We start from the raw sequence: 14,905 nt of genomic DNA, 5'->3' as shown, positions 1-14,905 counted from the left end.
CACGATGGATACGTCTTCCCCCGACATGGTCCGCCTGCTGGCGCGGGCCGAACGCGTGCTGGCGCAGCTGGAAGCCTGGCTGCCCGCCGCTCCCCCCGAGATCGACTGGAACGCGCATGCCTACCGCTGGCGCAAGCGCGGCTCGCGCGGCTGGCTGGACGCGGTGCGCCACATCGCGCGCATCGACATGGACGACCTGCAGCACATCGAGCGCCAGAAGGACGTCATCGACCGCAACACGCGCCAGTTCCTGCAGAAGAAGCCGGCCAACAACGTGCTGATGACCGGCGCGCGCGGCACGGGCAAGAGCTCGCTGGTCAAGGCCATGCTGGCCGCCTACGGCGACCAGGGCCTGCGGCTGATCGAGGTCGACAAGTCCGACCTGGGCGACCTGGCCGACATCGTCGAGCTGGTGGCCGGCCGCCCCGAACGCTACATCGTGTTCTGCGACGACATGTCCTTCGAAGAAGGCGAGGCCGGCTACAAGGCATTGAAGTCGGTGCTGGACGGCTCGGTGTCGGCCTCGGGCGACAACGTGCTGATCTACGCCACGTCCAACCGGCGCCACCTGATGCCGGAATACATGAGCGAGAACCTGCAGGCCAAGCACCAGCCCGACGGCGAGATCCATCCCGGCGAGACCGTGGAGGAAAAGATCTCGCTGTCCGAGCGCTTCGGGCTGTGGCTGTCGTTCTATCCCTTCAAGCAGGACGACTACCTGGACATCGTGCACCACTGGCTGCGCGAGCTGGACTGCCCGGCCGACCAGATCGAGCCGTGCCGCGCCGAGGCCCTGCAATGGGCGCTGGAGCGCGGTTCGCGTTCGGGCCGGGTGGCCTATCAGTTCGCGCGCGACTGGGCGGCCCGGCATGTCTGAAGACAGCGGCAAGGCGGTGCCTGGCGTGGCTGCCCCGTCATCCTCGGCGGCAGACACCCGCAAGATCATCGACGTGGCCGCCGGCCTGATCCTGCGTCCCGATGGCCAGCTGCTGCTGGGGCAGCGTCCCGAAGGCAAGCCGTGGTCGGGCTGGTGGGAACTGCCCGGCGGCAAGCTCGAACCCGGCGAGACCGTGCTGCAGGCCCTGGCCCGCGAGCTGCACGAAGAGATCGGTATCCGCGTCACCGAGGCCTGGCCCTGGGTGACGTACGTGCACACCTATCCGCAGACCACCGTGCGCCTGGCGTTCTGCCAGGTCACGGGGTGGGAGGGCGAGCCGCATGGCCTGGAGAACCAGCGCCTGGAGTGGGTGGACCCCGCCAACGCCGGCGTGGTGGGCGATCTGCTGCCCGCCACCCTGCCGCCGCTGCGCTGGCTCACGCTGCCCACGTCATATGGCATCAGCAGCATCGGCGGGCCGGACGGGCTGCCGGGCTTCCTGGCGCGCCTGGACGCCGCGCTGGCCGGTGGCCTGAAGCTGGTGCAACTGCGCGAACCGCAGTGGCCCGAAGGCCCCGCGGCCAATACGCTGCGCCAGGCCATGCAGGCGGTGCAGGCGCGCTGCCGCGCGGCCGGCGCACGGTTGCTGGTAAACAGCGCGCATCCGTCGGCATGGTGGCGTCTGGCCGATGGCGTGCATCTGCGTGCGGTGGATGCGGCGGCGTTGGCGTCGCGGCCTGATCTGCGCGAAGGCGCGCTGGTGGGCGTTTCCGCGCACGGCCATGACGAGGTGGTGCATGCGCGGGAACTGGGTGCTGACTTCGCGGTGCTGGGCCATGTGCTGGCCACGCCCTCGCACCCTGGGGAACCGGGCATAGGCTGGAGTGGCTTCGAGCGAGGCATTCGCGACGCGGGCTTGCCGGTATTTGCGTTGGGCGGGCAAAGCGACGCCACGCGCGTGGAAGCGCGCCGGCATGGCGCGCACGGCATCGCGGCGATACGCGGGCTGCTGTAGCCGGGAGGGGATACCGACCGCTGCCGCCGGCGCCGTCAGGCGGCGGCCGGTTGGGTGAAGACCGCGTCCAGGCTGGGCGCGGACAGCATCGTCAGCGCCCAGCGGTCGAGGTCGGGCGCGGAGGCGTCGGCGAGCCGTTGCTGCGCGTCGACGGGCAGCGGGCCAAAGCGGTGGACCAGCAGCTGGCGCAGCATGGCCTGGCGGCCTTCATGGTTGCCTTTCTGCAAGCCTCTCTGCAAACCCTCCTGGAGGCCTTGCTCCGCCCCCTGCCGCAACCACTCCTGGGTCCAGCCCTTCACGGTGTCGTAAAGCATGGCACGCGCCTCCTGCATGTCGTTCAGTTGGGGAATCCTAGCACCGGGCATGCGGGCCGGAAGCAGGGAGTGCCGCAACCATCGGACGAAATCACGGTGCAAATCCGAGAAATCAGACCGAGGCGCGCATTCGAGCAGCTCGCCCAGCGCGTTGCCGATCTCTTCCGGCGTATTGCTGCGCTCGACCCGAAAGAACGCCGCGGCCAGGTTTCGCGCGGGCATCCGTCCGTCGCGCATCCACTGCTGCTGATCGATCAGCCAATAGCGCAACGCCGGTCGATACCCCGTGGACTGGCCCGGCAACGGGGCGATCAGCTGCGCCACATCCTGCGCCGCGTGCCACGCGGGTTCGCCGTTGTACAGCACCAAAGGCAACACAGGGGGCAGCACCTCGCCCGCGCCGACGGCCTGCTGCCGCACCAGGTCCTGATAGAACAACGCCAGATACGCCATCATGCGCAGCGCCATGCGCGGCTCGACGGACGACTGGAATTCGAGCAACACGTAGACGTACAGCCACTGCCCGCCACTGCTCTTCACGCGCCAGGCCAGGTCGCCCAGCCGCGCCCGGCGGTCGTCCGTGATGAAAGACGCCGGCACCTTCTCCAAAGAGGAAAAGTCCAACTGCCCCACCCAGGGTTCGCGGATGAAGCCCTGCAGCAGGGCCTGGATCATCTCCGGGTGGGAAAACAGCAGCTTGTAGGTGGCATCGTGCCTGGTCATCGCGGCGCACAGTGGGATCGTTATGGCTCCACTCTATCCATGCCGCCGCCATTCAGGGCCTGAAGCGGGATGCTTCGATCCCGCGTAGTTCTACGTACGCGAGCCGCAAGAGGCCAAGCTGTCGACGCCCGTCCACGCCTGCGATGCACGCCGCGGATCTTGCCGCGCGGGAGATCGGCGACGGGCACACCGCGATCGCGGCGTGCAGATCACTGCTGCGCCGGCAACCCTTCCCATCCCCCGCCCAGCGCCGCGATCAGCTGCACGCTGGCCACCAGCCGGCTGCCCACCAGCGACAAGGCCGAGCGTTCGGCGTTCAACGCCGTGGCCTGCAGCGTGGCCACGCTCAGGAAGTCGACCATGCCCTGCTCGTACTGGTTGCGCACCAGGCGCAATGATTCGCGGGAGGCGTCCAGCGCGCGCGCCTGCACCTCTTGCTCCTGCGCCAGCACGCGCAACTGGACCAGGTAATCCTCGACCTCGCGCAGCGCGGTCAGCACCGACTGGCGGTACGACGCGGCCTGCGCATCGTAGGCCGCGCGCGCCTGATCGACCTGGGCTTCGCGCGCGCCGCCGTCGAACAGCGTCAGCGCCAGCGACGGCCCGATCGACCAGAAGCGCGCCGGCGCGGTGAGCCAGTTGGAAAAGCTGCCGTTGCGAAAGCCCCCATCGGCCGACAGCGTCAGGTCGGGGAACCAGGCCGACTCGGCCACGCCGATCTGCGCGTTGGCCGCCGCGGCGCGCCGCTCGGCCGCCGCCACGTCGGGGCGGCGCTCCAGCAGCTCGGAAGGCAGGCCCACGGGAATCTCTGGCAACGGCTGTTCGAACGCCTGCGACGGCAGCGCGAAGCGCGACGGCGGCTGGCCCGTCAGCACGGCAATGGCGTGTTCCAGTTGCGCGCGCTGCCAGTCCAGGTCCACCGACTGCGCGCGGGCATTCTCCAGCTGCTGCGTCGCCACGGCCACGTCGGCCTTGCCGGTGACGCCCGCGTCGTAGCGGTTGCGCGTCAGTTGCAGCGAGCGCTCGTAGGCGGCGATGGTGGCATCCAGCAGGCGCTTCTGCTCGTCCTGCACGCGCAGCTGGAAATAGTTCTGCGCCAGCGCGGCCTGCGAACTGAGCCGCGTGGCCGCCAGGTCGGCGGCGGACGCCTGGGCGCTGGCGCGGCTGGACTCCAGGCCACGGCGCAGGCGTCCCCACACGTCGGCCTCCCAGCTGACGCTGCCCGTCAGCGAATACTGGTTGCCGACCGACGATCCACCGTTGCCCGAGCCGCTGCCGCCGCCGGAGCGCGTCAGGCCCGCGCCGGCGCCGATGGTGGGAAAGAATCCGGCGCGCGATCCTTGCACCAGGGCCTGCGCCTGCCGGTAGTTGGCCTCGGCCACCGCCACGTCCTGGTTGGCCGCGTCCAGTTGCTGCATCAGGCCGTCCAGCACGGCGTCGCCATACACCGACCACCATGGGCCGCGCTGCGCGTCGTCGCGCGGATGGGCCGGCTTCCAGCCGGGCACCTGCTGCTGGCCTTCCTTGTAGCCGGCACCCACGTCGATGGCGGGCCGCTGGTAGTCCGGCCCCACGGCGCAGGCCGACAGCGCCAGGCACAGCAACGCCGCGCCAGCGCGGGGTGTCAGGACGGAAAGACGATGGCGTAGGACTCGGGTCATGGACGGGAAGCATGGGGATCCAGCCGGCGGGTGCGGCGTTGCGCGGCCCACAGTCGGAATCGGTCGAAGAACAGGTAGACCACGGGCGTGGTGTAGAGCGTCAGCATCTGGCTGAGCACCAGGCCGCCCACGATGGTGATGCCCAGCGGCCGGCGCATCTCCACGCCGGGGCCGGTGGCCAGCATCAGCGGCAACGCGCCGAAGATGGCGGCCAGCGTGGTCATCATGATGGGACGGAAGCGCGTCAGGCAGGCCTCGTAGATCGCCTCGCGCGGCGACAGGCCGCGCCGGCGCTCGGCCTCCAGGGCGAAGTCCACCATCATGATGGCGTTCTTCTTCACGATGCCGATCAGCAGGAACACCCCGATCAGCGCGATCAGCGTGAACTCGCTGCCCAGCACCATCAGGGCCAGCAAGGCGCCCAGGCCCGCCGACGGCAAGGTCGACAGGATGGTCAGCGGATGCACCAGGCTCTCGTAGAGGATGCCCAGCACGATGTACATGGTGACCAGCGCAGCCAGGATCAGCCAGGGCTGCTGCGCCAGCGTCTTCTGCAGTTCGGCCGCGCTGCCCTGGAAGCCCGCCTGGATCTGGTCGGACGGCAGGCCGATGCGCGCCACCGCCGCATCGATGGCCGCCGTGGCCTGGCCCAGCGACACGCCCGGCGCCAGGCTGAACGAGATCCAGTCGGCCACGAACAGGCCCTGGTGCTGCACGCTCAGCGGGGCGTTGCCCACCTCATAGCGCGCCACCGCCGCCAGCGGGATGCGCTGGTCGTCCGCGCCGATGACGTACACGTCCTTCAGCGAATCGGGGTCCTTGGCGAACTGCTGGTCCACCCCCATGACCACGTGGTACTGGTTCAGCGGCCCGTACATCACCGACACCTGGCGCTGGCTGAACGAGTTGTTCAGCACGGCCGAGATGGACGACATGCTGATGCCCAGGCGAGTGGCGGCCTCCCGGTCGATCACCAGGTTGACCTGCCGGCCCTTGTCCTCGGTATCGGCGTCCACGTCGGTCAGCTCGGGCAACGCCGCCATGGCGCGCTGCACGCGCGGCATCCAGGTGCGCAGCAGCTGCAGGTCGCCCGCCATCAGGCCGTAGTCGTACGATCCCTGGCTGGCGCGCCCGCCGATGCGGATGTCCTGCTGCGACACCAGGAACAGGCGCGCGCCCGGCTCGCGCGACAAGCGGGCCCGCAGCCGCTCGATCACCGTATCGGCGCTGACCAGGCGCTCTTCCAGCGGCTTCAGCTGCACCTGCACGAAGCTGCTGTTGCTGCCGCCGCGGCCACCGGCATAGGCCGTGACGCTCTGCACCGCCGGGTCCTGCATCAGCACCTTGCGGAAGTACTCGAGCTTGGGCACGGTGGACTGGAACGATGAACCCTGGTCGGCCCGGAAGAAGCCCAGCAGCTGGCCGGTGTCCTGCTGCGGGAAGAAGCCCTTCGGCACCGCGGTATACAGGTAGACGTTCAGGCCGATGGCCACCGCCAGCACCAGCATCATCAGCCGGGCATGGCGCAGCGCCCAGCCCAGCGAGCCCGCGTAGCCGCGCTGCATGCCGTCCATCAGCGCATCCAGCGCGCGGTTGATCCGGCTGGGGCGGCGAGGCTCGGGCTCGCGCGGCTCGGCGCGCAGCATCCGCGCGCACATCATCGGCGTCAGCGTCAGCGATACCACCAGCGACACCAGGATGGACGCCGACAGGGTCACCGCGAACTCGCGGAACAGGCGTCCCACGATCCCGCCCATCAGCAGGATGGGAATGAACACCGCGATCAGCGACAGGCTCATGGAGAGCACCGTGAAGCCCACCTCGCGCGACCCGCGCAGCGCCGCCCGCATCGGCGTGGCGCCGTTCTCGATGTGGCGCATGATGTTCTCCAGCACCACGATGGCGTCGTCCACCACGAAGCCCGTGGCCACGATCAGCGCCATCAGCGAGATCGTGTTCAGCGTGTAGCCGCACAGGTACATGACGCAGAAGGTGCCCACCAGCGACACCGGTACGGCCAGGCTGGGAATGATCGCGGCGCGCCAGCGGCGCAGGAACAGCAGCACCACCATCACCACCAGGCCCACCGCGATGACCAGCGTCAGCTCGGCCTCGTGCAGCGAGGCGCGGATGCTGGGCGAGCGGTCCTGGGCCACGCTGAGGGTCACGTCGCCCGGCAGGAAGGCGGCCAGCTGGGGCAGCTGGTTGCGCACGGCGTCGACGGTCTCGATGATGTTGGCATCGGCCTGGCGGCGCAGGATCAGCAGGATGGCCTGGCGATCGTTGTAGAAGCCGGTCTGGAACAGGTCCTCGACCGAATCCTGCACCTCGGCGACGTCGGACAGGCGCACCGGCGCGCCGTTGCGCCACGCCACGATCAGCGGCCGGTACTGCTCGGCGCGGTCGAGCTGGTCGCTCGCCATCACCTGCCAGTGGTACCGGTCGCTTTCCAGCATGCCCTTGGGGCGGTTGGCATTGGCGTTGGAGAGGGCCTGGCGCACCTCGTCCAGCGACACGCCGCGGCTGGACAGCGCGCCGGGATTCAGGTCGACCCGCACCGCCGGCAGCGAGCTGCCGCCCACGGTGACCTCTCCCACGCCGTTCACCTGCGACAGCTTCTGCGCCACGATGGTGGTGGCCAGGTCGTACAGCTTGCCCTGCGTCAGCGTGCCCGAGGTCATCGCCAGCGTCATGATGGGCGCGTCCGACGGATTGGCCTTGTGGTACGTGGGATTGCTGCGCAGGCTGGTGGGCAGCAGCGAGCGCGCCGCGTTGATGGCCGCCTGCACGTCGCGCGCCGCGCTGTCCACGTCGCGCGAGATGTCGAACTGCAGCGTGACGCGGGTCGAGCCCTGCGAGCTGCGCGAGGTCATCTCGGTGATGCCGGCGATGCTGCCCAGCGAGCGCTCCAGCGGCGTGGCCACGCTGGACGCCATGGTCTCGGGGCTGGCGCCCGGCAGGCTGGCCGACACCGAGATGGTGGGCACGTCCACCTGCGGCAGCGGCGCCACGGGCAGCAGCCAGTAAGACAGCGCTCCCAGCAGCACCACCGCCAGGCTCATCAGCGTGGTGGCGACGGGTCGGACGATGAAGGGCGCCGACAGGATCATGGCTGGCGCACCGGATGCTGCTGGCCCTGCGCCGGCTTGCCGCGGCGCGCCAGGCGGTCGAACATCAGGTAGATGACGGGCGTGGTGAACAGCGTCAGCACCTGGCTGACCAGCAGGCCGCCCACCATCACCAGGCCCAGCGGCTGGCGCAGCTCGGCGCCCGTGCCCGAGGACAGCATCAGCGGCAGCGCGCCGAACAGCGCCGCCAGCGTCGTCATCAGGATGGGCCGGAACCGCAGCAGCGCCGCCTCATGGATGGCCTCGCGCGGCGCCAGGCCGCGCCGGCGCTCGGCGTCCAGTGCGAAGTCGATCATCATGATCGCGTTCTTCTTCACGATGCCGATCAGCAGGATGATGCCGATGATGCCGATCATGTCCAGGTCGGTGCCGCTGATCAGCAGCGCCAGCAGCGCCCCCACCCCGGCCGACGGCAGCGTCGACAGGATGGTGATGGGATGGATGTAGCTTTCGTACAGCACCCCCAGCACGATGTACATGGTGACGATGGCGGCCACGATCAGCCACAGCGTGCTGGACAGCGAGTTCTGGAACGCCAGCGCGGCGCCTTGGTAGCGCGTCTCGATGCTGGCGGGCATGCCGATCTCCTGCTCGGCCTGCGCGATGGCCTCGACGGCCGTGGACAGCGACGCGCCATGCGCCAGGTTGAACGACATCGTCACCATGGGGAACTGGTCCAGGCGGTTCACGGCCAGCACCGAACGCCCCTCGATCACGCGCGCCACACTGGACAGCGGTACCTGCTGCCCATCCGACGTGGCCACGTGCAGCCGCGTGATGGCAGCCGGCCCGTTGCTGAACTGCGGCTCGACCTCCAGCACCACGCGGTACTGGTTGGACTGCGTGAAGATGGTGGAGATCAGGCGCTGCCCATAGGCGTCGTACAGCACCTCGTCGATGGCCGCGGTGGTGATGCCCAGGCGCGAGGCCGCGTCGCGGTCGATCTCGACCCAGGCCTGCAGGCCCTGGTCCTGCAGGTCGTGCGTGACGTCGCTGAGCTCGGGCACGCGGTTCAGGCGCTGCACGAGCCTGGGCACCCATTCGGCCAGCACGTCCAGGTCGGGATTGGACAGCGTCATCTGATACTGCGTGCGCGCCACGCGGTCGTCGATGGTCAGGTCCTGCACCGGCTGCATGAACACCTGCATGTCGTTCTGCTGGTCCGCGAACGACTGCTGCAGGCGCTGCAGCACTTCGGGCAGGGTATCGCCGCGCTCGGCGTGCGGCTTCAGGGCGATCTGCATGCGGCCGGCGCTCAGCGTGGCGTTGCTTCCGTCCACGCCGATGAAGGACGACACCGAGGCCACCGCCGGATCCTGCATGGCCAGGCGGGCCACGGCCTCCTGGCGTTCGGCCATGGCCTTGAACGACACCGACTGCGGCGCCTGGGTGATGGCCTGGATCATGCCGCTGTCCTGCTGCGGGAAGAAGCCCTTGGGAATGGCCAGGTACAGGACCACGGTAAGCGCGAAGGTGCCCAGGGCCACCAGCAGCGTCAGCGGCTGGTGGCGCAGCACCACGCCCAGCAGGCGGTCGTAGCGCGCGATGGTGCCGTCGATGAAGGCGCCCGTGGCGCGATGGAAGCGCCCGTATCTGTGCTCGGACTCGGGCCGCAGCAGTCGCGCGCACATCATGGGCGTCAAGGTCAGCGACACCACCAGCGAGATCAGGATCGCCACCGCCAGCGTGACGGCGAACTCGCGGAACAGCCGGCCCACCACCTCGGTCATGAACAGCAGCGGGATCAGCACCGCGATCAGCGAGAAGGTCAGCGAGATCAGCGTGAAGCCGATCTGGCTGGCGCCCTTGAGCGCGGCGGCCATCGGCGTCTCGCCCTCTTCGATGTGGCGCGCGATGTTCTCGATCATGACGATCGCGTCGTCCACCACGAAGCCCGTGGCGATGGTCAGCGCCATCAGCGTCAGGTTGTTGATGCTGAAGCCGGCCAGGTACATGATGCCGAACGTGCCCACCAGCGACAGCGGCACCACCACGCTGGGGATCAGCGTGACGATGAAACTGCGCAGGAACACGAAGGTGACCATCACCACCAGCGCGATGGCCAGCACCATCTCGAACTGCACGTCCGCCACCGAGTCGCGGATGGTCTGGGTGCGGTCGGCCACCACCGTCACGTCCAGCGTGGCCGGCAGCGAGGCGCGCAACTGCGGCAGCAGCGCCTGGATGCGGTCCACCACGTCGATGACGTTGGCGCCCGGCTGGCGCTGCACGTTGAGCAGGATGGCCGGCTTGTCGCCCACCCAGGCCGCCTGGCGCACGTCCTCGGCGCCCTGCACCGCCCGGCCCACGTCGGACAATCGCAGCGGCGCATTGTTGCGATAGGCGATGATGAGGTCGTTGTAGGCCGTGGGCGACTGCAACTGGTCGTTGGCGTTGATCGTGATGGAGCGCTGCGGGCCGTCCAGGTTGCCCTTGGGCTGGTTGACGTTGGCCCCGACCACCGCGCTGCGCAGGTCGGACAGGCTGAGCCCGGCCGCCGCCAGCGCCTGCGGATTGACCTTAACGCGCACGGCGGGCCGCTGTCCGCCCGCCACGCCGACCAGGCCCACGCCCGGGATCTGCGACAGCTTCTGCGCCATGCGGGTGTCGACCAGATCGCGCACTTGCGGCAGCGGCATCGTGGGGGAGGTGATGGCCAGCGTCAGCACCGGCGCGTCGGCCGGGTTGACCTTGTTGTACGTGGGCGGCACCGGCAGGTCGCTGGGAAGCAGGTTGGACGCGGCATTGATGGCCGCCTGCACCTGCTGCTCGGCCACGTCCAGCGCCAGCACCAGGCTGAACTGCAGCGTGATGACCGATGCGCCGCCCGAACTGGTGGACGACATCTGGGCCAGGCCCGGCATCTGGCCGAACTGCCTTTCGAGCGGCGAGGTGACCAGCGAGGTCATCACGTCTGGACTGGCACCCGGATACAGGGTGACCACCTGGATGGTCGGATAGTCCACCTCGGGCAGCGCCGACACCGGCAACATGCGGTAGGCGATCAGGCCGGCGATCAGCAGGGCCACCATCGACAGCGTTGTGGCGACTGGCCGCAGGATGAAAAGACGCGACGGGCTCACGGCGATCCCTTACCTGGCGCGGCGGTTGCGCTGGCCCTGGGGCGGCGCATCGGCGCCGGTCTGGCTGCCCGGGGTGGCGGGTATCGCGGTCTGCGGCGTGACGATGTCGACCTTGGCGCCCGCGCGCAAACGGTCGGTGCCCTCGACCACGACGTTCTCGCCCGGCTGCATGCCCTTGTTGACCGCGACCCAGTCGCCGTTGACCGGTCCGAGTTCGACCTGCCGCACCTCGACCGTCTTGTCCGCCTTGACCACGAACACGAACGACCCGGCCGAGCCCTGCTGCACGGCGGCGTTGGGAATGGCGGTGACCTGCGAGCGCGTCTCGACCAGCAGGCGCGCGTTGACGAACTGGTTGGGGAACAGCGACTGGTCGGCGTTGTCGAACCGCGCCTTGAGCTTGACCGTGCCGGTGGTGATGTCGATCTGGTTGTCCACCGTTTCGAGCTGGCCGGTGGCCAGCCGCGTGGTGTCGGCGCGGTCGTAGGCCTCGACGCGCAACGTGCTTCCGGCGCGCAGTTGGGCCAGCACCTGAGGCAGCTGGGTCTCGGGCAGGGTGAACAGCACCGAGATGGGTTGGGTCTGGGTGATGACGACCACCCCGTTGGTGTCGCTGCTGGAGACCAGGTTGCCCTGGTCGACCTGGCGCAGTCCCAGCCGCCCGCCGATGGGCGCCGTGATGCGCGTGTAGTCCAGCTGCAGCTTCGCGTCGTCGACCGCGGCCTGGTTGCTCTTGATCGTGCCCTCGTACTGGCGCACCAGCGCCGCCTGCGTGTCCAACTGCTGCCTGGCGATGGAGTCCTGCTTGTACAGCGCCTGGTAGCGTTGCAGGTCGCGCCGGGCATTCTCGAGCTGGGCGCGGTTCTGCTGCAGGGTGCCCTGCGCCTGGTCCAGCGCCACCTGGAACTGGCGCGGATCGACCTGGGCCAGCAGTTCGCCGGCCTTGACCGTCTGCCCTTCCTGGAAGGCCACCTTGACCAGCTCGCCGCTGACCCGGCTGCGCACCGTGACGGTGTTGTAGGCCGTGACCGTGCCCAGCGCCCGCAGGATCACCTCGATCTGCTGGCTGCGCGCGGCGGTGACCTTCACGGGCACGGCCATGTCCGCCATGAACGACGACCCGCCGGCCATCGGACCGCGCCGGCCGGCATGGCCGGAGCCGTTGGTGCCCGCCGGCCGCAGGAACCACCACAGCAGCGCGGCGGCGACCACGAGGACCACGAGGGTCACGAACAGGCGGCGGCGCGACCGGCGCGGCGCGTTGGCGGGGTGAATCTCGGGCATAAGGGATCCGGCATGAACGACGATTGGCGCTATTGTCCAACAGAGCGCCGAGCCGCGACGACCGTTTGAAATAAAACGCAACAGGAATCGGTTCGACCTGCCGCGGGTCGTTCGGTTCGTCGGTGCCGGACGGCATGGCACGCCGCGCGGCTCGATGGCCGGGCCGACTTGCCTCGGACGGGAAGTCGGCCGCGCGTCAGACCGAGCAGAGCGACAGCTGGAAGGACACGTCGCGCGCCACCGGCTGCGGCTTCAGCTCGCCGTCCTGGGTGGAGAAGCGGATCCAGATCATGTACTTGTTGGCGCTGATCTCGGGAAACACGCCCAGGCCGGGGTCGATCCAGACCCGCAGCAACTGGTGGGTCTTGCCGCCCAACATCTGCTGGTAGGCGCCCTGCTCGGCCGTCATGGGGGCCTTGCGGCCGGACTCGCGCAGCAGCCGCATCGCCATGGCCAGGCCTTCGGCCAGCGGCAGCAGCGGCGCACTCCAGGTCTGCAGGTCGGCGTGGCGCACCTCGGCCGGCTTGTGCTGCCAGGCGTGGTACGACGGCATGTCGACCTGGGTGGCGCCGCCCGGCACGGCCAGCCGGCCGCGCAGGCTGACCAGCCACTCGTTCTCGCGCAGCGCCTGGCCGGTCTTGCCCTGGGCCGACAGGGCGCCGGCGGCGCGTTCCATGTCGCGCAGCATGTCTTCCAGCGCCTGTTGGGCCACGTCGGGATGGTCGCGCAGCGCGGCCAGGGACAGGCGCTGCCGCTCGATGTCCTGCAGCACCGCGCTCTTCACGTCGGTGCGTTCGCAGGTTTCAAGAATGTCGAACAGCGTGGTGACCGCGATCTGGTGCTGACGGATGTCGTCGCCACGCGCGAAGAAGAACAACCTGTCGAAAAGATATTCCAGGCGAAGATAGGCCCGGATACGCTCGTTGAAAGGATATTCGTAAAGGATCACTCGCTGCAGGCCCGTGGTGGCCGGCCCGGAGGCCGGAAAAGTGTCAGGCGGTGAGGTCAGGCGAGACTGCCGGGGTCGCCAGGATGCCCGCCCGCTGCCGCCGCCCATTCGATCCAGCGATCGTGCATGCGACGAGACCGCGCGTGCAGCATCTCTGGCGTGGTGCCGCCGTCGTTGACGATGACATCGTCGGCGGCGGCCAACCGGGTGTCCCGCGCGGCCTGTGCCGCCATGATACGCCGGATGGCGTCCGGCGTCAGCCCGCTGCGGGCCTGCACGCGGGCCACCTGCGTATCGGGGTCGCAGTCGACCACGCAGATGCGGTCGACCCGTTCGCGCCAGCGTCCGGACTCGACCAGCAGCGGCACCACGTACACCACATACGGACCGGTTGCCTGCCGGGCGGCCTGGCGCGTGTCCCGGTCGATCATCGGATGCAGCACGGCCTGCAGGCGCTCGCGTTCCGCGGGCTCGCGGAACACCCGGTCGCGCATCCACGCGCGGTCCAGCGCGCCGTGCTCGTCCACCGCGCGGTCGCCGAACGCCTCGCGCAGCGCGGACATGGCAGCGCCGCCGGGGCCGGTCAGCGCATGCGCGATCTGGTCGGTGTCGATCACCGTGGCGCCCCACTGGCCCAGCAGGTCGGCCACGCGCGACTTGCCCGAGCCGATGCCGCCGGTCAATCCGATGCTGTACATGCGCGTCGTCCCATTCTTGTCCGTGTCATCCGAAAACCGCCAGCCACGGCGGTTGCCCCGCGGCCAGCAGCATCAGGATACCGCCCGCGGCCAGGTACGGGCCGAACGGCAGCGGCTCGCCCTGCTCGACCCGGCCCGCCACGCGCAGGCCCACGCCGACGACGACGCCGGCCAGGGAAGCGCCCAGCAGCAGCCAGGGCAAGGCCGCCACCCCCAGCCAGGCGCCCAGCGCCGCCATCAGCTTGAAATCGCCATACCCCATGCCCTCACGCCCGGTGACCAACTTGAACACATGGAAAACCGCCCACAGGAACAGGTATCCGGTGACCGCCCCGACCACCGCCAGTTGCAAAGGGGCCAGGCCATTGCCCAGGTTGACCAGCAGTCCTGCCCAGGCCAGGGGCAGGGTGATGGCATCGGGCAGCAAGCCGGTTTCCAGGTCGATCCAGGCCAGCACCAGCAACGCGCCCACCAATGCCATGGCGCACAGGGCCATGGGCGTGGGCCCGAAGCGCCACGCGCAGGCGGCGAACAGCGCGGCCGCGGCGATCTCAAGGACGGGATAACGCCAGCCGATGGACGCGCGGCAATCGGCGCAGCGGCCGCGCAGCGCCAGCCAGCCCAGCAGCGGCAGCGCGCGCCAGCCGCGCACGGGCGCCGCGCAGGCGGGGCAATGCCAGCCTGGCCGCAGCAGCCCGTAGGGTCCGGATTCGCAAACGCGGCCATGCGCGGGCGGAGAGTCCGATTGATATCCGGGATGGAATTCGGGCCGAGATTCGCGCTCGGGTTCGGGCTCGGGGCCGGCGCCGGTTCCATCTTGCGCTTCGCGCAGGGCCGCTTGCCATTCGCGCTCCATGATGCGCGGCAGGCGATGGGCGACCGCGCCCAGCAGACCGCTGACCGCCAGGCCCAGCAGCGCGGCCAGCACGACCGCCAGAGCCGGATCGAGGGAATACGTATGCCACATGATGTCAGGCCACAGAGAGAATGAAGCCGGCGGCGGGCGCCGGACGCCGCATTATTCCGGCTGTACGGCGAATCATCAAACGCGGTCGACGCGATGCCTGCACGTCGCCGCCGGGTATACCCGGATACGGGCATAAATGCGTAGAATCGTGGGCATCAGGCATACGGTGCCGTATCCGTGCGCCGCCCTTCTTCGTCTTACCGGAC

10 protein-coding genes are annotated in these 14,905 nt (G+C 69.4%); 2 read left to right on the top strand and 8 right to left on the bottom strand.

Annotated elements, in window-relative coordinates:
* The first annotated feature begins 4 nt into the window (after positions 1–4).
* The gene (locus FS845_RS08200; RefSeq protein WP_260986211.1) at positions 5–877 is read left to right on the top strand and encodes an ATP-binding protein; all 873 of its coding nucleotides are present in this window, start codon (positions 5–7) and stop codon (positions 875–877) included.
* Entirely contained in the window at positions 870–1,892 is a 1,023-nt protein-coding gene (locus tag FS845_RS08195) for a Nudix family hydrolase (RefSeq protein ID WP_144632536.1), read from the top strand. Before FS845_RS08200 ends, FS845_RS08195 begins: the two co-directional genes overlap by 8 nt.
* A gap of 35 nt (positions 1,893–1,927) precedes the next feature.
* Here FS845_RS08195 and FS845_RS08190 read toward each other — a convergent pair whose 3' ends face one another.
* The 8 genes from FS845_RS08190 to FS845_RS08155 form a co-directional block, all read right to left on the bottom strand.
* A complete protein-coding gene (locus FS845_RS08190; protein WP_144632532.1) occupies positions 1,928–2,929 on the bottom strand; it encodes an Rpn family recombination-promoting nuclease/putative transposase in 1,002 nt (333 codons plus the stop codon).
* A 209-nt stretch (positions 2,930–3,138) separates the two neighbouring features.
* Positions 3,139–4,590, bottom strand: a complete 1,452-nt coding sequence (locus tag FS845_RS08185; RefSeq protein WP_144632529.1) for an efflux transporter outer membrane subunit — start codon at positions 4,588–4,590, stop codon at positions 3,139–3,141.
* Complete coding sequence (locus FS845_RS08180; RefSeq protein ID WP_144632526.1) at positions 4,587–7,700, bottom strand: multidrug efflux RND transporter permease subunit; 3,114 nt, start codon at positions 7,698–7,700, stop codon at positions 4,587–4,589. The genes FS845_RS08185 and FS845_RS08180 overlap by 4 nt, the downstream gene beginning before the upstream one ends.
* Positions 7,697–10,801 carry an MdtB/MuxB family multidrug efflux RND transporter permease subunit gene (locus FS845_RS08175; protein ID WP_144632523.1) on the bottom strand — a complete coding sequence of 1,035 codons (3,105 nt, stop codon included), beginning with the start codon at positions 10,799–10,801 and terminating at the stop codon, positions 7,697–7,699. The genes FS845_RS08180 and FS845_RS08175 overlap by 4 nt, the downstream gene beginning before the upstream one ends.
* 9 nt (positions 10,802–10,810) lie before the next feature.
* Positions 10,811–12,085 (bottom strand): MdtA/MuxA family multidrug efflux RND transporter periplasmic adaptor subunit, encoded by a 1,275-nt coding sequence (locus FS845_RS08170; RefSeq protein ID WP_144632520.1) that lies wholly within the window; start codon positions 12,083–12,085, stop codon positions 10,811–10,813.
* Positions 12,086–12,281: 196 nt separating this feature from the next.
* A complete protein-coding gene (zapD, locus tag FS845_RS08165) occupies positions 12,282–13,034 on the bottom strand; it encodes a cell division protein ZapD (RefSeq protein WP_260986210.1) in 753 nt (250 codons plus the stop codon).
* Positions 13,035–13,090: 56 nt separating this feature from the next.
* On the bottom strand, positions 13,091–13,732 hold the full coding sequence (gene coaE, locus FS845_RS08160; protein ID WP_144632517.1) for a dephospho-CoA kinase: 642 nt from the start codon (positions 13,730–13,732) through the stop codon (positions 13,091–13,093).
* Positions 13,733–13,757: 25 nt separating this feature from the next.
* Entirely contained in the window at positions 13,758–14,699 is a 942-nt protein-coding gene (locus FS845_RS08155; RefSeq protein WP_144632515.1) for a prepilin peptidase, read from the bottom strand.
* Positions 14,700–14,905 lie beyond the last annotated feature (206 nt).

Source organism: Bordetella genomosp. 13 (assembly GCF_007679965.1).
Classification (GTDB): Bacteria; Pseudomonadota; Gammaproteobacteria; order Burkholderiales; family Burkholderiaceae_B; genus Bordetella.
Note: the sequence above shows the minus strand (reverse complement) of the source record. Positions and strands in the feature narration are given on the sequence as shown.

Excerpts from the sequence above, each read along its gene's own strand:
- FS845_RS08200 (WP_260986211.1), top strand. The coding sequence starts at position 5 with ATGGATACGTCTTCCCCCGACATGGTCCGCCTGCTGGCGCGGGCCGAA.
- FS845_RS08195 (WP_144632536.1), top strand. The coding sequence starts at position 870 with ATGTCTGAAGACAGCGGCAAGGCGGTGCCTGGCGTGGCTGCCCCGTCA.
- FS845_RS08190 (WP_144632532.1), bottom strand. The coding sequence starts at position 2,929 with ATGACCAGGCACGATGCCACCTACAAGCTGCTGTTTTCCCACCCGGAG.
- FS845_RS08185 (WP_144632529.1), bottom strand. The coding sequence starts at position 4,590 with ATGACCCGAGTCCTACGCCATCGTCTTTCCGTCCTGACACCCCGCGCT.
- FS845_RS08180 (WP_144632526.1), bottom strand. The coding sequence starts at position 7,700 with ATGATCCTGTCGGCGCCCTTCATCGTCCGACCCGTCGCCACCACGCTG.
- FS845_RS08170 (WP_144632520.1), bottom strand. The coding sequence starts at position 12,085 with ATGCCCGAGATTCACCCCGCCAACGCGCCGCGCCGGTCGCGCCGCCGC.
- coaE (WP_144632517.1), bottom strand. The coding sequence starts at position 13,732 with ATGTACAGCATCGGATTGACCGGCGGCATCGGCTCGGGCAAGTCGCGC.
- FS845_RS08155 (WP_144632515.1), bottom strand. The coding sequence starts at position 14,699 with ATGTGGCATACGTATTCCCTCGATCCGGCTCTGGCGGTCGTGCTGGCC.